Source organism: Paenibacillus sp. B1-35, from assembly GCF_050474385.1.
GTDB lineage: Bacteria > Bacillota > Bacilli > Paenibacillales > Paenibacillaceae > Paenibacillus_B > Paenibacillus_B alvei.
In genome coordinates, this window is record NZ_JBCHVJ010000005.1 from 247,728 (window position 1) to 267,830 (window position 20,103).

Here is a 20,103-nt window from a genome sequence, read left to right on the forward strand (position 1 = left end):
GCGGCGCATACGCGCAAGCCATAACTTTATCATACAGAGGCGGTTCATGCCAATAGGAAACACACAGTGGATGCATGGTGAGTTTTGACTTTATTTGTCCCCTATATTAAGTGGAAGCAATTCCTTCATATTCTGTATGAAAAGGTCTTTACCCTACCCTTCGTATATTGTGGACGATACGGAGGGAATATATTGTCATACCTCACTGCTTTATCGATGAGCAGGATGTAAAATGATCATGGCAAGGATTCCCTTAGTTAAAGATTTATCCATTGAGTGTGACATTTATCACATTCACAAAGAGGGAGTTAATGTTAAAATGACATTGTAAATCCGTTAGTTATAATTTTCACAAAGTAATTTTGAACTAAAGAAAAGGTGGGGACTCTTTATGAAAAAGAAACTTGTACTGTTACTGTCCGCAGTATTGGTTGTAGGTATGTTGGCCGGTTGTGGAGATAAGAAAGAAGAAGCTGCAAAGCAGCCTGAAACAAACACATCAACAGAAGCTAATAAAGACGCAGCTCAAGTAACATTGAAAGACGGCGACTATCATGCAGAATCTCCTGAATTCGATGAGAAATCCGGTTGGAAAGAAACAATGGACATCACAGTTAAAGACGGCAAAATCACTGCTGTAAACTGGGATGGCGTTCATAAAGACGGCGGAGATACAAAGAAAAAGCAATCTAAAGATGGCAAATACGGTATGAAAGCTGGCGGTGCTTCTTCCGAATGGCACGAGCAAGCTGAAAAAATGGAGCAAGAACTTATCGCTAAGCAAGATCCAGCTGCAATCGCTGTGAACAACGAAGGCAAAACAGACGCTGTATCCGGCGTATCTATCCACGTTGGAAGCTTCGTGCAACTGGCTCAAGAAGCTTTGGCTAAAGCAAAGTAAGATAAGTTTACTCCTTCCTTGATTAATATAGATATAACTCGGAAGCTCCGCAGTAGGAAAGCAAGATACTCGCTTTTTTATTCGCGGAGCTCCCTTGTTCGCATTGGATAGTTCAATTTTTAAATATTGACAAATAAGCATTACAACGGGGTGAAACCATGAAAGAGATCGTTGTATTGGGCGGCGGTTATGGCGGCGTACTGACAGCGAAAAAGCTGGCGAAGCGTCTGAAGAAGGACAAAGACATTCGCATTACGCTCATCGACCGTAAACCTTTCCATACGATGATGACGGAGCTGCATGAGGTTGCAGCATGCCGTGTCGAAGAAGAAGCAATCAAAATGGACCTGAAGCAAATCTTTGCGGGTCTGAAAGTGGACGTTGTACTGGATGAGATCGAGAACATCGATTTCAATGGCCAGAAGCTGCAAGGCAGAAAGAAATCCTACAATTACGACCACCTTGTTATCGGTACAGGTTGTAAGCCATCCTTCTTCGGTATCGAAGGTGCAGAAGAGAATTCCTTCTCCCTCTGGTCGTTCGAGGATGCAGTTAAGTTGAAGCAGCAAATTCGCCAAATGTTCATGGACGGGACGAAGGTCACAGATCCTGAGCTGCGTAAGCAAATGCTCACATTCGTCGTCGTTGGCGCCGGCTTCACTGGTGTCGAAATGGTCGGCGAATTGGCTGAATATCGCGAAGAGTTGTGCCATGAGTTCCATGTGGACGAATCTGAGGTTCGCCTCGTCGTAGCGGATATGGCTCCGAAGATCCTGCCAATCCTGCCGCAAAAGCTCATTGATAAAGCGGACAAGTACCTCCGCAAAATGAAAGTGGAAATTATAACAGGCGCGAAGATTTCCGGCGTTACTCCAAATTCCGTTATCCTTGGCGATAATGAAATTAAATCAAACACTGTTATCTGGACTGCCGGTGTCGAAGGTTCCGATCTCGTAGGCAACCTCGATGTACAGCAGCAAGGACGCAAGCGCATTTTGACAAATGACAAGTTGCAGTCCGTTGACCACAAAAATGTGTATGTTGTCGGCGACAACATCTTCTATATTCCAGAAGGCGAAGAGCGTCCTGTTCCACAAATGGTTGAGAACGCCGAGCACTCGGCTGGTCTTATCGCACATAATATCGTTGCTGACTTGAAGAATGGCACACATAAGTCGTACAAGCCTACATTCCACGGTACGATGGTATGTATCGGTGGACGTTACGGGGTAGCCGCAATCGGTACACCGAAGAAAATGTTCCACTTCACTGGCTTCATGGCCATGTTCTTTAAGCATATGATTAATATTGTGTACTTCTTGCAAGTACTAGGCTTCCATAAAATCTGGTCTTACATGATGCACGAGTTCTTCCATGTGAAGAATCGCCGCAGCTTCGTCGGTGGACATTTTGCCAAGCGTTCCCCGAATTTCTGGCTCGTACCACTGCGGATCTATATCGGTGTCATGTGGTTAACCCAAGGCTGGGAAAAGGCCTCGAAATTACTGAAGGATCCTTCGCAGATGTTCCTCATCCCGCCTAAGGCAATGGATGGTGTAACAGCAGCTTCTCAAGCCGTTGATGCAGTTCATACAACGGTTGATGCACAAACAGCAGCTTCTGCTGTTGAAGGTGCAAGCACGGCAATCAAGGCTATTCCAGTGCCTGATTTCATCAAAGGCATTGTAGACTGGTCGATGGATTTGATGTTCTATACGCATGACGGCGGATATACGGCTATGGCGTACATTTTCCAAGGCTGTATGGTTGCTGCCGAGGTTATCTTCGGTATTATGTTGATCCTGGGCTTGTTCACAGCGATTGCTTCGATCGCAACTGTTGCGATGGGCGTTATGATTTACACGTCCGGTATGGCTCCTTATGAAATGTTCTGGTACTTCTTCGGCGGCATCGCGCTTATCGGCGGTTCCGGCAGCACGTTCGGTCTGGACTACTACCTGTATCCACGCCTGAAGCGCATCTGGAAGAAGGTTCCGTTCGTGAAACGTTGGTACCTGTATACGGATTAATAGCTCAACGAGAATAGATGGTATGTTGTACTGGAAAAGTAATGTGTACTTCGTGTCACATTACTTTCCTTATTTCTGAGGGAAACGGGGGGTTCCCATGAATCGGCAACTCTTGAATCAAACAAGTAACCTTCTGACTCAGCATCTACCGCCGATCACCGGCATTCAATTGACGGCTGAAACGGATGAATATTGGCTGCTCGACATGGCTCGCATGCTGAATGCCTACGAGATGGAGCAGCATGAACGCCAGGTTCTGCTCGGCTGCTACTGGCTCCTGCGTCAAGCATTGCGCACCCATCAGCATGTGCCAGAGGAAGAACAGCTTGCAGGCAAGGCTGTGCTAGACGGTGATTTCCTGCTCAGCCTGTACTATCAATTCGCCGTTCGCCATGGAATGACTCAGCTCATTATTGAGCTGGCAACAACGAATAAGCGCATCCAGATTCGCCGTGTTGAGGGTGCTGCTTCAGATATGATGCTGCATCAGCGAATGGGCCGCTTCGTGGCAGCCCATTATAAGCAGGTGGCTTCTTATGGCATCATTTAACGGTACGCTGAGCGATCAGCTTAACATCTCCCTTCGGCGAATTAATCGGGATTTGGAACGTATTATTCTGCACGATCCGGATGTCCCCTCCCGATCCATTGTCGCCAAGAGCGTCTTGGATCTCATCCGTGCAGGAGGCAAGCGCCTGAGGCCAATGATGACGATTGTCGGTAGCCGCTTCGGCACCGATGCTGAATCAGAGGATGTGTATCGTCTAGCCTCTGCCGCTGAGCTCATTCACATGGCATCGCTTATTCATGACGACATCCTGGATCAGTCTGACACCCGCCGCGGTGAACCGGCGCTGCATTGCAAGACAGGCATCTATAACGCGGTTCATATTGGAAATTACATTATGTGTCGCGTTATCGAGCTGATGACGTCAAGCGGCAAGGAACATGAGCCGTACGCGCATGATCTAGCGTCCATCACAACAACGCAGCTATGTCTCGGTGAATATCAGCAGATGGAATTGAAATTCAACTTCGACCTCTCGCTTGATGCATACTGGGAGAAGACGCGCAACAAAACTGCGCTCTTGATGGCTACCTGCCTGCAGCTTGGTGCGAAAGCAGCCGGTGCAGATGAGGAGGTAGTCGATCAGTTGTACGCCTTCGGCGATCAGCTTGGGATGGCGTTTCAAGTAAGGGATGATATTCTTGACTTCACGCAATCCTCTGAATCACTCGGCAAGCCTTCTGGTGTTGATCTGCGGAACGGACACGCAACGCTTCCAGTCATTCTGGCAATGCGTGACGCGTCGTTCGCAGCCAAGCTGCACAAACTGAAGGCAGATTCGCCTGATGAAGCGTTCAATGAAGCGATAGAGCTTATTCATCGCAGCGGCTCGCTGGAGGAAGCTCTTCAGATGAGCCATGCGTTCATGAAGCAGGCTTGGGAAATAACAGAGCAGTTGTCCGCTTATCCTGCCCACCGGGATTTGAAGGCGCTGTGGCATTATTTCGAAGCCCGCACCTATTAGTAAGTTCAATTCTGATCACGAAGAATCTGCAGAGGAGTGACTCGACATCGAATCTTGCATTCACTCTCAACAGCGTATGCTTTCGATGTATGTTTCCTGACGGAAGCATTGTAGTGCTCATGTAGTTAGCCTGCACTCCGCTCCTTGCAAGTTTTGCTCTGCAAAACTCGCTTCGAATGCATACGCTTCGAGTTCTTGCAACCTTCTCGGTGCTGAAAATTGAACAGATCCAGCATGTACAATTAGGTAATGTCCTGGTGAAGAAAATATGGCCGAATCCTTGATATTTCAAGGGTTTGGCTTCTTTTATATAATCAAATGTTTACAAATTGTACCGTTTACTCTTTTGTGTGTTCGGGCAAGGTGGTATTATGGATATGTACAGGCTGCATGTATGTCACTTACACCATAGATGAAGGAGGTTGGGGTACGACGATGAAGCCTCGCCAATTTGTAATTGAAGCAGTCATGCTGGCGGTCTATGGTCAACTGTCCGTGCCAAAGCGTCCAGTCGAATATATTATCCCTTACACAACGATTCTAGAGCTTTACGAAATGCGACTAGAAGGCGATCAGGTTATGCCTGATCCAGAGGAAGACATATATGCCAAGCAGCAAATCGAGGAGCTTATTGCCTACTTCGAGAACGAGCTCAATAAGAAAAAGATTGAGCGAGCTCTGACGGCCCCATGGCGCCATAGCCCGCCGCTTATTTTACAGGACAACGTCTCCTGCATTATTGTCAATGCGATGGACAATGCCCGCTATGGCGAAACGTTCGACCCTGTTGAAACAGAGCTCATCCTTACGGCGATGCGCGAACAGGCTCCGCTGCTCACTGACCAGTTCGAATATGTGGATCGTCTCATTACGAATGAAATTCCGATTCCAATATACGATATTGATGATTTCGAGTACGCTTTGGAGCATGAGGAAGTCCCCGGTGACTCCAATACGAAATAATGACAACCCGCCCTTATCGATTTAAGAGGCGGGCTTGTTGTATTCAGAGAACCTCACCTCATAATAAAACACGTCCCGCCCACCACCTTCTAGCAATGAAAACTAGATTAGTAGCTGCTTTCTCTACCGAGATAACACCAAATCACCTTGCTTGAAAACGATAAGCATCCCCATCACCAACTTATCTGGATCCAGTGTTAGCTTACAGCTAAAACTTCGGGAAATACTACCATGTAAAAGTATTGAAAATGATGAATATACCTGAACATGGAATATTAATATTGGTATAAATATTATTAACTTTACTTATATTGTTAGTCATGGAACGTTGAAGTCAAACTGCAAAAAGCATTATAATAAGATGAAATTAATTTTTATACGTTGAACTTGATACAGGGTATCATCATCAAAGGAGCGATGTTATGCCGAATTATGATAAGAAGAAGATTGCAGAAAGTGTCCCGCAACAAGGTTTCTTTGGTCACCCCAAAGGCCTTTTCACCCTCTTTTTCACCGAATTTTGGGAGCGATTCTCCTATTATGGAATGAAGGCCATCCTTGTATTCTTCATGTACTATGAAGTAACGAAGGGCGGACTGGGTTTCCCGGAGAACATCGCGCTTGCCATCGTGTCCATCTATGGCTCACTCGTGTATATGTCCGGCATTATTGGAGGTTGGTTGGCTGACCGAGTACTCGGTACGTCGAAGGCCGTTTTTTATGGCGGCATCTTGATTATGTGTGGTCATATCGTGCTGGCCATACCTGGTAATGCTGCACTTTTCTTTGTATCCATGATCTTGATTGTGTTGGGTACAGGATTGCTGAAACCTAATGTATCCAGTCTAGTAGGAGATATTTATAAGGAAGAGGATAATCGGCGAGATGCGGGCTTCAGTATTTTTTATATGGGGATTAACCTCGGAGGCTTCATCTCTCCCTTGATCGTAGGAACCGTTGGGATGAATAATTTCCATCTTGGTTTCGGTCTTGCTGCTGTCGGGATGTTGCTGGGTTTGGTTGTTTACGTGACAACTCGCCCCAAAAATTTGGGTCTTGCCGGTACGGTTATAGTTAACCCATTGTCACCTGCCGAGAAGAAAAAAGTATTTACCGTTCTAGGTGCGAGCGTCGTTGTTCTCGCTGTCTTGATCACGTTCGGCATTATGTTCGGCGTTCTTACGTTCGATACTTTTATCAAACTCGTTGGGGTGTTGGGAATACTGATTCCAACCGCTTATTTCGTCGTTATGTACCGCAGTCCGAAAACAACGCCTGTCGAGCGATCCCGACTCATTGCGTACATTCCTTTGTTTATTGCTTCGATTATGTTCTGGGCAATTCAGGAACAAGGATCCACAATTCTTGCTAACTTTGCGGACAAACGTACCGAATTGGACTTTGCGGGCATTCATATTTCGCCTGCTTGGTTTCAATCATTGAACCCGCTCTTTATTATTATATTTGCGCCTGTATTCGCCTGGCTGTGGGTGAAGCTCGGCAATCGCCAGCCAACCGTGCCCCAAAAGTTTTCACTTGGCTTGTTGTTCGCCGGTCTGTCCTTTTTGATTATTTTGCTGCCGGCATACTTCGGCGGAGCCGCTTCGCTCGTTAACCCATTGTGGCTCGTTCTCAGCTACTTCGTCGTTGTAATCGGAGAGTTATGTTTATCGCCGGTTGGCCTCTCGGCTACCACTAAGCTCGCGCCTGCAGCCTTTTCGGCTCAAACCATGAGCTTATGGTTCTTGTCCAACGCTGCCGCACAGGCCATCAACGCACAAATCGTAAAGTTTTATACCCCCGAAACCGAGATGCTGTACTTCGGAGTTATTGGCGGGGTAGCATTATTGCTGAGTCTTCTGCTTTATGTGCTGTCCCCAAAGATACAAACTTTTATGAAGGGCGTAAAATAAGCAGAGCTTCTCAGCTGGCATGGTCGGATAACGTTTCGCCAGCAACGCCGAACAAAATACGTACCATCAGCTCACAGACCGTCAGGAAACACCCCATCCTGACGGTCTTGTCTTGAGCTTGATTGCACTCAAGCAACCTTAGTAATCAGTTCATGACATAGTAACGCTTCCATCGCTCTCCATGTCGATAAAAGACATTACAATAACATTTATCTCAATGCGGCGCTTCAAATGCGGCTATCCGGTGAAATGTATAAACGATGAATAACTTCCCATTTCTTTGATATTCATTATATTCCTTACAGGATGATGGTACGGATGGAATATTGCACTTCTCTCCCCTATTTCTATGCAGCGTTATAAACAAGGACTTGTATCAATACGATTGTCATAAAAGAGATAGCACCAACCATTTTAGCAGGATGAGTAAGCTTGTAATTATGGAAAGGAGCGATTCGATTGGCAATGAACCCGAACAAAAGTGTGCCTACAAACAAAAATAAACCGCTTAGTATCATATGGTTCATTGAATTCGCGATGCTAAGTGTATGATTGATAAACAGAACCCACAGGTAACCAAGAAAAGCATGGATAACGATCGAAAGCATTCCTTCTTTGATATTCATACACACCTCTCCTTTTTAAATATATCAATTTGTTTACCTAGAACAAGTAAAAGCAGATGATCTACATCTGCTTTTACTTGTTCTAATACTACTTACAAAATTATCCATGAAGAGTCATTCCTCAACAGGACATCTGGTATTCCATCGTCCCTCTGCACAAATTTTGTATGGTGGAACATAACAACCTATCACAGTAGCTCCAGCACAAATAATTCTCCCAAAAGGAATTTTATCAGCAAACACACAAGCTCCACCAACCATTGCTGCACATGTACCTTCATAAGTATCTCCGTATTCCTCGTATCTTGTACAAGTCCAACAATATCGATCTACCAAAGTCACATCACTGTCATATGATTTTTTTAGTTTTTCAGCTTTATCTGTTAATGACGTAAGGTAGCTTCTCAAATTTTCATTTTCATTAACTTGGTAAGAAGCTTGAATATCCCCTGCATGATCTCTTACATATATTTTCCGTCTGAATACGATTTGCTGTAATCGATAATCAGAGTATCAACTTGCTTTTTCTTTACATCATGAAGTGAAAGTCAAAAGAGAAGCTAATTGAATCGTTTCTTGCACATCATAACCATACTCAAATTGAAATTGAGCAATATATCCGTAAAGATTATTATTCTCATCTCTAAGATAGTTCATTAATTTTGGTTCACTTTTAATTAAGTCATTTTTGTATTTAACATAATTGTTATCAATCGTTACCATTTGCAAAAACTCTTCTTTACTTGGTAATTCATCACTCGCAATCGCAAATGAATCTGCACTGAATAAAATACTGCTTAGCACAAACACAGTTAGTAACATTACGATCGTTGTTTTAGTAATGGTTTTCAAATAAAGTCTCCTCCATTATTTATGATCGTTCAATCTATTAAATACCTTGTTATCATAAATTTAAGAATAGGAAACTGAAAAAATCCCCTTATTATTATTTCGAATCATTATCAAATCTAGAAGCTAATTGCTTGATTGTCATACATGGTTTTGGAAAATTCAGATTTTTTGTAGTAATAGCGATAATTTGGAGGGTGTTTATTTTCAAGTAAAAATTCATGGGGAAAAAATTATGGATTATTTCTGAAGAGTTGTTACTGGCACAGAACTTTAAGTTTTTGAATTCAATCATAAGTTCATTCAGTCATCCCCCTTTCTATGACACTAGTAATGAGATGCAAAAATATAAATTATGTTAATTTATTAAGCCCATTAGAAACCTACCATATTTTTACTTACGCGTCAATTTCAATAAACAAATTTTTAATAGAAGTGATAAACGCTTCACAAACCATAAAATCGGAAATATCAATAAATAAAAAAGGACCCGCTTCAAGACAGGCCCCCTATTTTCACCCTCTTTAATTCATAAAAAAGTCTGCCATTGTACAGCACAGGATAGTCATACTGATGACTTGATTCAAGTTGTACGAGGCCACGTTCATCCGCTTGCGGCTGGATGGCTTGATGATGTTGTGCTCCAGCATAAGCAAAATGATCGCGATGCCGATACCGATTAAGTAGATGGTGCCTAGACCGCGAATGACGTACAGCGTCAGCAGCAGCACAACCATGATTGTATGAAGCGAGCGTGCAATAAAGAGCGAGTCCTCGTAGCCAAAAATGCTTGGCACTGACCATAGTCCCGTCTTGCGGTCGAATTCGATATCCTGCGTGGCATAGATGATATCAAAGCCTGCAATCCACAGCATGACGATTGTGCCCAGAATAAACGGCGTCACGGCAAATTTGCCCGTCACCGCGAACCAAGCGCCAATTGGGGCAGATGCGATCGTAAAGCCCAAATACAGGTGGCACAGCCATGTGAACCGCTTCGTATACGAGTACGAACAGATAAGCACAATTGCAACAGGCGACAGCCAAAGGCAGAGCGAATTCAGCATGCCTGCTGCCGCGATGAAGATGGCAAAGTTGATGATGACGAACAGAGTTACCTCTCGTCCATGCAGCAGCTTTTGCGGCATATGCCGGTGCGCCGTGCGCGGATTGGCAGTATCGAACGGCAAATCGGCCAAACGGTTGAATGCATTCGCTCCGTTTCGGGCTGCCACCAGCGCGATGAGCGACCAAAGCATCACGTGGAAGGAAGGTATCCCGCCTGCCGCCCATACCATCGAGATAATGGCGAACGGCAGCGAGAATAATGTATGGGAGAACATAACGAGTTCTCCGAACATGCGCGTTTTATGAATAACCTTTTGAATAGTAACCATAGCTTACATACACCCCATGAGTGTTCAAATATCTGTTGCCCTGCAAGAACTACATATAATATGTGCAATTATGCTTCCCTGCAAGCATTCTCTATCTACCGTGTTATCGACATTCCTGGATTGCGGCGTGGAAATTCTATTGGACCGCCTCCGCTAATACTTCATCCAGTTCCTTCAGCATGCTGTCGATATCCTGTTCTGTCATGACGAGCGGAGGTTGGAAGGCTATCACATTGCGTCCAAGACCATTTTTCCCGATAATATAGCCGCGATCCTTCATCGATTCCAGGACTTGATCCGTTAGTTCCGCACTATCCAAGTTATCTGTACCGTGCAGCTCCGCACCAAGCATCATCCCCTTGCCGCGCACATCCACGAGCACCTTATGCTTCGCCTGCAGCGCCTGCAATCCTGTCTTCAACTGATTACCAAGTCGCTCTGCACGTCCTACCAAGCCTTCCTGCTCAATATAATCAAGCACAGCCAGTGCAGTAACGGAGGATACCGGGTTGCCGCCAAATGTAGAAGCTGACGCGCGGTTGAAGCTTGCTGCAATTTCATCCGTTGTCGCAAATGCACCAATTGGCACACCGTTGCCAAGCGCCTTCGCCATCGAAATAATATCAGGCACAACGCCGTAATGTTCCATCGCGAACATGCGGCCTGTACGGCCAAAGCCGGTTTGAATTTCATCGGCAATCATCAGGACACCATGCTGTTCCAGCAGCGCCTTCACCTCGCGAAAATACCAATCTGGCGGCGCAATCATGCCTCCATTGCCTTGAATCGGCTCTACGAGCATCGCCGCGAAAGTCTCGCCCTTCTCCTCCAGCACCTTCTTTAACGCCTCAATAGAACGGCGTGCAGCCGTCTCATCATCTGTCTCTGGATCATATGGGCGCGGGATGAAGGTAACGCCGCTGTCCAGATAATCATCAGCACGCCACATTGGAATGCCTGTTACCCCCATCGTCAGAAACGTGCGTCCGTGCAAACCATACTCCAGTGCAATGAAGTTACGGCGCTTCGTGTGCAGTCTGGCGAGCAGCATCGCACCCTCATTCGCTTCCGAGCCGCTGTTGCAGAAGAAGGTACGCTTCAGAGCGCCCGGCAGAACGCCGTTTGCAAGCCGCTCCGCTAAATCTACCATCGGCTGTGTCAAATAAATTGTTGTCGTATGCTGAAGCGTCTGTAACTGCTTAATTGTTGCACCCGTAATTGCTGGATTGCAGTGACCGCTCGCTACGACCGACACCCCTGCGAAGAAGTCAGTATATTGTGTACCCTTCTCGTCGTACAAATACTGCATCGAGCCGCGTACAATTTGCGGCGGATTGCGATAGAAGTGTTGTGTGCATGGGAAAAAGTATTGCTTCCGTTTCTCAATGACACCCTCTGCTCCGATATACGATGTTTGCTCCTTGTTCACGTCGTAAGCACCCTTTCTCATCCTAAACTGCGGAAACGGCCTGACTGCTTCCTATCAAGCCATGTCGTTTCTCATCTCAATACTTGAATTGCATTCATTACTTTATCTATATGTCATGTGCGCATCCTACTCATTCGGAATCAGTCAAGCGCAAGGAAGTACACATTCGATTTCACAAGAAAAAGAAGTTAGGCATGCACCGGTTCCAAGTCCATTGACAGCGCCTGACCGAATTGCAGCGAACCAAGCGTATAACCTGCGTATACCGGCTTCATGCCTGCATACAATTCGCCGCACCGTGACAGATCTTGAAGTGCTGTACGATATGTGCCCACGATGCTGCGCAGCTGCTCTGTTGTGTAAGACTTGCCTTCGATGCGGAAATGGTTAACACCCGCTTCATGCAGCTCTTTCAAGAAAGGCAGGTAGCACAGCTCCTTGGCCGTCACCAAATGGTTGCGTCCGCTCCAGTCGCGGTACACCGGATTCTCGCCCTTGTCAGTCATCAGTACGAGATACTGATTGTCGACATGCTTGTTATCCTCCTGCATAATCGGCTCCATCGCAACCGTATTCTCATACAGATCCAGCTCCAAATACATGACGATAGGAGAGCCGTGCACGATGACTTCTACTGGCACCTGCTTCGTCTCTTGCAGCAGGTTCGCTAAATCGTTAAGCGGAAGCTCAAGCGATGCATGTACGCGCTCCAGGCCGAAATAATCATGGTACAGCTTCGCCGACATATGGTTAAACACATTCAGGTTAAAATCGCCTATCATCGGCAGCCCGCAATCACGGAACTTATGCATGGCCCCAATGTTCGTAACGAGCAGGCCGTCAAGACCGTATTTCCCACCTTGCAAGAAATGATTGTACTGCTCCATATGCAGCTCATTCATCATCCGCGGCATGCCGAGAACGATTTGGGAGGAATCTTTCATCTCGGTCAGCATTTCAATATCTTTGCGCGTAAATGGTACATCTGGCTGGAACACGTCGCCGGTCAAATAAACAATGTCTGCGCCTGCTTCGATAACAGCCTTCGCCTGCTCCACATTGTTAACATGAACAGACAATTGAGGCTGTTCCATCTTCTCTGGCTGGCGGACATCAGCTAACGTCTCGCGCACCTGCTCCAGACGCTCTGGCTTTACCTCACGCTCAGCAGTAGGTGTACTGAATACCTTGCCCGTACTGTAAAATTTACCCGTGCCCTCATAGCGAGTGTTAATATAATCAAGTCCTGGCTTGCCGAACGCATAGGCCGTGGAGAAGTCGCGCTTGCGGTTTTCATATAGTGTATCACTGTCTTTCTTCCGATTATAGCCAAGCGGATCCGCAATATAGCGATCGATCGCGTCGCCATAGCTGTTGACGATCATAAGCAGGAACTCTAGATCCCGCATTCGCCCCTCAAGCTTGAATGATGTAATTCCTGCTTTAATAAGTTCAGGAATATGCTCATACATGTACATATCCTTTGCCGCCAGCGGATATTCGGTCGGATACACATTGCCGTCCTTCTTCACTCGGTAGTCCCAGCGGCAAGGCTTCATACAGCGTCCGCGGTTTGCACTATTGCCATACAGCATCGAGCTGTAGAAGCAGTTGGCGCCATGTACTGTACACATGTCACCATGGACGAAATATTCGAACTCCATGCCTGTCTTCGCCTGCAGCAGCTCTACCGTATGCAAATCCATTTCACGGGAAGCAACAACACGAGTTACGCCCATTTCCTTCAGCGCTTCAATCATATCTAAGTTGTGTACATTCATCATAACAGAAGAATGAATCGGTACATTCGTTAATTGCATATCTTGGATGAGTGGGAATACGGCCAGATCTTGTGCAATAATGGCGTCTGGACCTACTTCGTTCAAGAACGATAAATAACGCTTTGCCTCGTCCAAATCAACTTCATTAAGCAGGTTGTTGACGGTAATATAAGCGCGCTTGCCGCGGTCATGAGCCATGTTCACGGCTTCACGTACTTCCTCATAGCTAAGATTATAGCCCTTGCGCATCATCCGCATGTTCAGGGACGGTCCCCCGAAGTAAACAGCGTCGCAATTCGCGTCAATGATCGTTTTAAAGATGTCAAACGTTCCGGCAGGTGCCAACAATTCAATTTCTTTTCCATTAAAATATCTAGCCACAGTCGCTCTCCCCCAAGTCAGTTCTTCTCAGTAGTCTTGTCCAACGTATCGAAATATGTCCTTATAAGAATAAGCAAATAACCAAAAAACCAAATATTTATATCTTAAATATACCATATTAAAATTGTTTATGTGACTAATTTCACAATATATACAATAAATAACGCGCAATTCGCTGCCACTCCTTTTCGTTAGAAAAGAAACAACGAACTGCGCACCATTCTACCATAGTAGAACTAGTACTAACATCGCAACAAACAATGCCATGAACAACGTATCCGTCAGCTTCCATACCAATTGACGCAGCGACGTGCGCGGCGCATTCAGTACGTATCCTCGCGCTTCCATCGCCTGCACCAACTCTTCTGCACGGCGAAAGGCGCTCACGATAACAGGCACCATCAGTGTCATGACGAGCTTGCCCTTCTGGGCAAAGGACAAATCCGCATAATCCGCTCCGCGGGATGCCTGTGCCTTCATTACCTTCTCCGCTTCCTCGAATATCGTCGGAATGAAGCGAAGCGATATCCCGATCATCATGGACCAGCGCTGCGGTGAACCGCCGATTAGCCGGATCGGCTTTAGTACGCGCTCAAGCCCGAGATTCAGCTCCACTGGGGCTGTTGTAAATGTCAGGATCGCCGTTAGCGTGACAAGCAGCGCCATTCTCCATACGGCGTAAGCTCCGTAAGTAACGCCACCAGTCGTTATTTTTAAGCCTCCTACCTGCACCAAAGCACTGCCGCTCGAATCGAACAGAAGATAGAAAATAAACATGAAGGCCATTATGAGCCACAGTGGTCGAGAAGCACGAAAATAGCGGTACAGCGAAATACGCGAGCTTGACATCATGAGCAGCGCAAAGCCCGTAAGCGCCGCAAGCTCCACGAACTGTTCCGCGAGAATGACAGCGACAAGGTAGATAACCATCGCGATCAGCTTCGCGCGCGGATCAAGGCGGTGAATCCAGGAATCGGCCGCTACGTAGCGGCCTAGCATCATTTTTGCCTGCATACGCTATTCCTCCTCCTCCACCGGTCGACGATTCCCCTGCTCCTGTAATCTGTGCTCCATCTGTGCCTTTATCCATTCTGCCCATTCGGCAGCACTGCATGGCAGCTTCTCCTTCGGCACACCAGTCCGCTCCATGACAAGGGCGGCCAACCGCATCGTGGCGGGCAATAATATTCCTGCCTCCTCCAGCCTCTCCGGCTACGCCATCAGTTCTGAGCGAGTGCCTTGAAACGTAACTCGTCCGTCCTTCATTAAGGCAAAGGAATCGGCATAAGCAAACAGCTCATCAAGACGGTGGGTCACCATGATGACTGTCTTGCCTTCTTCCTTGCACAGCTTGTAGAGCAGATCAATCAGCTCTGTCCGGCTTACAGGATCTAGCGTCGCTGTCGGCTCATCTAATACAACAATTTCCGGATTCGAGGCAAGTACCGTTGCAATCGCCACCTTGCGAATCTGTCCGCCGCTCAGTTCGAACGGGCTCTTCTCAAGCAGTGTGTCCGGCAGCCCTACCTGCCGCATCGCCGTACGTGCGGAAGCCTTCGCTTCCTCCTCGCTCTGCCCGAACTGCAAGGGGCCGAACAGAAGATCCCGTTCCACCGTGTCTTCGAACAACTGATGCTCTGGAAATTGAAAGACAAGACCTACGCGCCGTCTAAGCTCCTTCAAGCCGCGCTCTTGCGTGCCTCCTTGGAATGTATATTCGAGCACCTGCAGCTTGCCGTCAGTAGGCTGCAATATACCGTTCAAATGCTGAAGCAATGTTGATTTGCCGGAGCCGGTTGCGCCAAGCAGCGCGATGAACTGCCCCTGCTCGAACGTGACCTGCAATTTATCCAGTGCAGGAGCGCCCTGTGCTCCCTGCCCATGGTAACGGTACGTTACCCGTTCTGCAGTTATGATGGCCATAGTGCGTTCACCAGCTCTCTCTCATCATTCGTATCCGGCACATCTATCCCGTTCGTTTGCAGCGCCTTCGCCAATTGCAGCGTAAATGGCGCTTGCAGGCGGCATGCTTTCATAAGCGCTTCGTCTGCAAACAGCTCGGTTGGCGTTAGGTCAGCCGCGATCACGCCATCCTTAACAACGATGACACGATCTGAAGCAAGAATTTCCTCCGCATCATGCGTAACCGATAAAATCGTATAACGATTCGAAGCATGCAAGCTCTTGAGCTGTGCAGTCAGTTGCCTTTTCGAACGCTCATCCAGCATTGAGGTTGCTTCATCAAAGATCAAAATGTCGGGATTGAGCACCATCATGCCTGCAATCGCCACACGCTGCTTCTGTCCTCCAGACAGCTCTGCCGGATGCCGATCAAGCCATTCCCGCACCTGGTATTCATCCGCTGCGCGCTCCAAGCGCCGTTCCATTTCAGCAAGCGGCATTTGGCGATTTTCCATACCGAATGCAATGTCATCCCGCACGGTCGTGGCGAAGAACTGATTGTCTGGATTCTGGAACAGAAACCCTACGCAGCGGCGAATTTCTGCAATACTCTCTTCGTTCAGTTGCTTCCCATTCACATAGATATTCCCTTTATGCGGAGTGAACAAACCATTGATGAGCTTCAGGAGCGTCGATTTGCCCGAGCCATTCGGCCCGATAACGGATACCCATTGGCCCCGGGGAACCTGAAGCGATATGCCATCGAATAACGCTGGGCCGTTTGAGTATTGAAAACGGATGTCCTCCATAAACACCGCATCTTCATGGGAAGAAACGGCTGTGTCGGATACACTTGCAGCCCCCCCGTCACTTTTAACATGTAAAGCCCCCACAACATTTGCACTCACCGATCCGCCAGCTCGTGAACGTGCATGTGCCGCATTAATTTCCGCTTCATTCCCCCTGCCGTCCGACGCATCGATTTGCGGAACTAGCGAATCGAACAGCGGCAGCTTGGCAAGTGCTGCGACGATGTATTTCACCGCAATGCCGATAAAGATACCTGTTACAACACCTGTAATAAGCAGCACCGGCAAGTAATAGAAAATATTTGCCGTGCCAAACACAATATACGCCGCAGTCAACTGACCGGCGTTGTGCGCGGCGCCGCCAACAACACTGATACCGATCAGGCTGACGTTGTCGCGGCCAATTTTCAAAATGGCGTACATCACCATAAAGCTGAACAAAGATCCTAAGAAACTAAACAGAAAGGCCGAGAATGTCCCCAGCATGAGCGTCATGAGCAGCGTCTTCAAGATGACGAGCGTCAAGGCGTCCCTTCCGTTCAAGAAATATAAGCAAGCCAATATCATCACATTGGCTAGACCGAGCTTCGCTCCCGGAATAGGCAGAATCGTCTGCACCGGGAGCATCGCCTCCACGAAGCCGAGTACAACAGCGACAGCGCTGAATATTGCGATAATAACCGCCTTCTTCAACGCTTCTGACTGTTGGGATACGGCTGTACGCTTCGTATTATTGTACGACGGCATCGATGTCACTCTCCTCGCCAGCATCGCCCTCGCTGAACAGCTCGACAAGCACGCGATGAGGCAAGCATACGATTGTATCATTCGGTCTCGACACGAAGCCGAACGACAAGCATACCTTGTCAGAGCAGTCGGCATCGATCATTTCGATTCCTTTGTCATGCACCTTCAAAAGGTTGAAGCCATGATCCGTTTCGACTCGAATGGTTTGTTCTTTCTCGGTTAATTCCACTTTCTTATAGGGTTTCCCATCTACCGTAATATGAGCAAACACCTTGGAATTGTGCAAATTTTCACTTTCATTTTGAAAGAACCATTTCGGCACAAGAAATGCAAGCGCCGCGACAATAATGACTCCGATGAGAATCAGATCTCCACGTTTCATCTTGTTGACTCCTCGGGTTTCATTTTAATTTTGAAGCTATTTTTATTATACCTCTTCGTGAAAGAAGGTTCAATGTTCGTCCATGGCATAACCGTGAACATCAACGCTTTTCAGCCTCGCTAGCCGTTCTGTTGTGATATGCTTGATTTGCAACTTTTTGGGGAACTGCTATAATGAAATGCTTGGTTACAGCCCCATTCCCTTAATAAAAAGGATGTTCAAAACCTATCTTTTTCATTACACATATAGATGGAGGAATCGCCTTATGACACGTTCACGCAGCCTGCTTCGCAGCGCCATCGTTCTGTTGTCTGCTTGCGCCCTTATTTTGAGCGGATGCGGCAGCAGCGGAAAGGATGCCTCGGGCACGAACGATACTGCTAGCAAGAAATCCGCCATTAAGCAGCAATCCTACTTTATCTTCGATACGATCGTCACCGTCAAGATTTATGATGAGCGAGCGGATCAAAAACAATTCAAGGATATTGAGAACCTTTTGAATGAAATCGACTCGCGTCTGAACCGGACAAAGGACACAAGTGAGCTGGCGAAGATCCATGCTGCTTCGGGCAAGGAGTCTGTTACCGTCACACCGGAGTCCTTTGACTTGATTGCCAAATCGCTGGATTATGCCAAGCGTACTGAAGGACGCTTCGATCCTACCGTTGGCCCGATCGTGGACTTATGGAATATTGGCCATGAGAATGCTAAGGTGCCGAATCCAGACAAGCTGGCACAGACGTTAAAGCTGGTCAATTATAAGGACGTGACGCTTGATCCTGCGAAGCATGCCATTAAGTTGAACCGTGAAGGTATGGAACTTGATATGGGCAGTATCGGCAAGGGGTATGCCGCCGACCGAATCGCGGACTACTTGCGCAATAACGGCTTCCCGAGCGCTATCATTGATCTAGGCGGCAATATTTTTGCGGTTGGAGCGAAGCCTGGCGGTTCGGATTGGACGATCGGCGTTCAAGATCCAGATGAAACTCGCGGCAACCAAATCGGCAAGATGAAGGTGCAGGACAAGACGATTGTGACGTCCGGCGTTTATGAACGATATTTTGTAGAGAACGGCAAGCATTATCATCACATACTTGATCCCGCTACCGGCTATCCGGTCGATAATGGTCTCAGCAGTGTGACGATTGTGACGAACAGCTCGACGGATGCCGATGCGCTGTCCACTTCCCTATTCGCCCTCGGCGTGGAGAAGGGCTTGAAGTTCGTCGAAGAAGATCCGAATGTCGAGGCCATCTTCATAACGACCGACCACAAGGTGTACTGTACGTCAGGCATTAAGGAAATTTTCGAGTTAACGAACGATAAGTATAAGATTGTCAATTAATAAGCTACTTATCGGAAAAATAGAACGCCCGCTGCCTTAATCGAACCTGCTCCTAGCAGTCGATTCAAGATAGCGGGCGCTTGCTTTTTTCAAACATATGCTCTGATATTCAATGAGGCAGATCAACCCTCATCCCCACATGCTTATCAAGACCATGCCGGATGTCACAACAGCCGATGTCGCGATTCTCGTCCACCCCTGCTGCTCCTTCAGTACAACGATACCTAACATTGTTCCAATTACAATGCTGAATTCGCGGATCGGAGCGAGATGGGCAAGCGGCCCCAGTGTCATTGCGAACAAGAACAATAAATAAGAACCAGGCGAAATGATAGAGCCCAGTACAATCGTACGCCAATTTGCCTTCCACTCATGGCGTATCCGCTTCGTACGTATGACAGAAGGTGCTAAGAACAGAAGCGCGCCTAAGTTCGAAATTTGAATCAGTCCCAAGGGACTGAAAAACTCCACCACCATCTTATCAGTCAGCGTATAACTGGCTGTGCACATCCCAACGATGGTCGTAATTGCTAAGGTTAGCCACCAGAGTCTGCTGCGCGGCTCCTTCGAGGAGAACATGCCGCTGAGCGCAAACAATCCTCCGACAATCAGCAGCCAGCCAAGCCAGCCGATTAGAGACAAGCTTTCATCGTACAGAAATACGCTCACAATAGGTACGATGAGTGCAGCCGTTCCTCGCATCATCGGATAGACCTTGGACAGATCGCCGACCTGATAAGCCTTGGATACGAGCCACAGGTAAACTCCCTGAAGCAGCAGAGATAAGAATAATAGGAGCCCATTTTCCCATGACCAATTCATAACTAACAGATCATGAACAAAAAACGGCATAAACACAACTGCAGCCAAGCCGTGCAAGCAAAATAAAAAAGATTCCTTATGAATGCTCCGCTTCGCGAACATATTCCAGGTGGCATGTGCAAAGGCAGAGGCGATGACCAACAGGAGGCCGTATATTGCCACTTTAGCATCTCCTTTGTAAAGGATTCGTTTCAATTCCCCTTAATATATAAGTTCATCCACATCTTTCCTATCCTCATAACCGACAAAGAGGACACCCATGCCAGATAAGGCAGAGTCTCCTCCTTGCGA

18 protein-coding genes are annotated in these 20,103 nt (G+C 47.2%); 7 read left to right on the forward strand and 11 right to left on the reverse strand.

Annotated features, from left to right (window positions below; all coding sequences use genetic code 11):
- The first annotated feature begins 391 nt into the window (after positions 1-391).
- The 6 genes from ACQ5BJ_RS17785 (at position 392) to ACQ5BJ_RS17810 (ending at position 7,339) form a co-directional block, all read left to right on the forward strand.
- The gene (locus tag ACQ5BJ_RS17785; protein ID WP_005544970.1) at positions 392-901 is read left to right on the forward strand and encodes an FMN-binding protein; all 510 of its coding nucleotides are present in this window, start codon (positions 392-394) and stop codon (positions 899-901) included.
- Positions 902-1,059: 158 nt separating this feature from the next.
- Positions 1,060-2,931, forward strand: a complete 1,872-nt coding sequence (locus ACQ5BJ_RS17790) for an FAD-dependent oxidoreductase (protein ID WP_005544972.1) — start codon at positions 1,060-1,062, stop codon at positions 2,929-2,931.
- Between the two features lie 97 nt (positions 2,932-3,028).
- The gene (locus ACQ5BJ_RS17795; RefSeq protein ID WP_005544974.1) at positions 3,029-3,481 is read left to right on the forward strand and encodes a hypothetical protein; all 453 of its coding nucleotides are present in this window, start codon (positions 3,029-3,031) and stop codon (positions 3,479-3,481) included.
- Complete coding sequence (locus ACQ5BJ_RS17800) at positions 3,468-4,463, forward strand: polyprenyl synthetase family protein (RefSeq protein ID WP_005544976.1); 996 nt, start codon at positions 3,468-3,470, stop codon at positions 4,461-4,463. Before ACQ5BJ_RS17795 ends, ACQ5BJ_RS17800 begins: the two co-directional genes overlap by 14 nt.
- Before the next feature lie 435 nt (positions 4,464-4,898).
- Positions 4,899-5,426 carry a hypothetical protein gene (locus ACQ5BJ_RS17805; protein WP_005544977.1) on the forward strand — a complete coding sequence of 176 codons (528 nt, stop codon included), beginning with the start codon at positions 4,899-4,901 and terminating at the stop codon, positions 5,424-5,426.
- Between the two features lie 422 nt (positions 5,427-5,848).
- Entirely contained in the window at positions 5,849-7,339 is a 1,491-nt protein-coding gene (locus tag ACQ5BJ_RS17810; RefSeq protein WP_262866492.1) for a peptide MFS transporter, read from the forward strand.
- A 347-nt stretch (positions 7,340-7,686) separates the two neighbouring features.
- On the opposite strand, the gene ACQ5BJ_RS17815 is transcribed toward ACQ5BJ_RS17810, so the two are convergent.
- From ACQ5BJ_RS17815 to ACQ5BJ_RS17860, 10 genes are all read right to left on the reverse strand, one after another.
- Entirely contained in the window at positions 7,687-7,965 is a 279-nt protein-coding gene (locus tag ACQ5BJ_RS17815) for a hypothetical protein (protein WP_005544979.1), read from the reverse strand.
- 534 nt (positions 7,966-8,499) lie between these two features.
- Positions 8,500-8,817 carry a hypothetical protein gene (locus ACQ5BJ_RS17820; RefSeq protein ID WP_005544983.1) on the reverse strand — a complete coding sequence of 106 codons (318 nt, stop codon included), beginning with the start codon at positions 8,815-8,817 and terminating at the stop codon, positions 8,500-8,502.
- 521 nt (positions 8,818-9,338) lie between these two features.
- The gene (locus tag ACQ5BJ_RS17825; RefSeq protein ID WP_040735612.1) at positions 9,339-10,211 is read right to left on the reverse strand and encodes a UbiA-like polyprenyltransferase; all 873 of its coding nucleotides are present in this window, start codon (positions 10,209-10,211) and stop codon (positions 9,339-9,341) included.
- A gap of 136 nt (positions 10,212-10,347) precedes the next feature.
- Positions 10,348-11,640, reverse strand: coding sequence for an aspartate aminotransferase family protein (locus tag ACQ5BJ_RS17830; RefSeq protein WP_430111761.1), 1,293 nt, complete (start codon positions 11,638-11,640; stop codon positions 10,348-10,350).
- A gap of 188 nt (positions 11,641-11,828) precedes the next feature.
- Positions 11,829-13,802: a peptidase U32 family protein gene (locus tag ACQ5BJ_RS17835; protein ID WP_268599064.1), complete on the reverse strand. Its 1,974-nt coding sequence runs from the start codon at positions 13,800-13,802 to the stop codon at positions 11,829-11,831.
- Between the two features lie 222 nt (positions 13,803-14,024).
- Entirely contained in the window at positions 14,025-14,816 is a 792-nt protein-coding gene (locus tag ACQ5BJ_RS17840; RefSeq protein WP_005544991.1) for an energy-coupling factor transporter transmembrane component T family protein, read from the reverse strand.
- Positions 14,817-14,819: 3 nt separating this feature from the next.
- Complete coding sequence (locus tag ACQ5BJ_RS17845) at positions 14,820-14,984, reverse strand: hypothetical protein (RefSeq protein ID WP_430113411.1); 165 nt, start codon at positions 14,982-14,984, stop codon at positions 14,820-14,822.
- Positions 14,985-15,014: 30 nt separating this feature from the next.
- A complete protein-coding gene (locus ACQ5BJ_RS17850; protein WP_430113412.1) occupies positions 15,015-15,725 on the reverse strand; it encodes an ATP-binding cassette domain-containing protein in 711 nt (236 codons plus the stop codon).
- A complete protein-coding gene (locus ACQ5BJ_RS17855; protein WP_430111766.1) occupies positions 15,713-17,260 on the reverse strand; it encodes an energy-coupling factor transporter ATPase in 1,548 nt (515 codons plus the stop codon). The genes ACQ5BJ_RS17850 and ACQ5BJ_RS17855 overlap by 13 nt, the downstream gene beginning before the upstream one ends.
- Positions 17,244-17,642, reverse strand: coding sequence for a NusG domain II-containing protein (locus tag ACQ5BJ_RS17860; protein WP_005544996.1), 399 nt, complete (start codon positions 17,640-17,642; stop codon positions 17,244-17,246). Before ACQ5BJ_RS17860 ends, ACQ5BJ_RS17855 begins: the two co-directional genes overlap by 17 nt.
- 265 nt (positions 17,643-17,907) lie before the next feature.
- Here ACQ5BJ_RS17860 and ACQ5BJ_RS17865 point away from each other — a divergent pair, with 265 nt between their 5' ends.
- Positions 17,908-18,990, forward strand: a complete 1,083-nt coding sequence (locus ACQ5BJ_RS17865) for an FAD:protein FMN transferase (protein ID WP_430111768.1) — start codon at positions 17,908-17,910, stop codon at positions 18,988-18,990.
- Positions 18,991-19,119: 129 nt separating this feature from the next.
- Here ACQ5BJ_RS17865 and ACQ5BJ_RS17870 read toward each other — a convergent pair whose 3' ends face one another.
- Positions 19,120-19,974, reverse strand: a complete 855-nt coding sequence (locus ACQ5BJ_RS17870; RefSeq protein ID WP_268599059.1) for a DMT family transporter — start codon at positions 19,972-19,974, stop codon at positions 19,120-19,122.
- Positions 19,975-20,103: the final 129 nt, after the last annotated feature.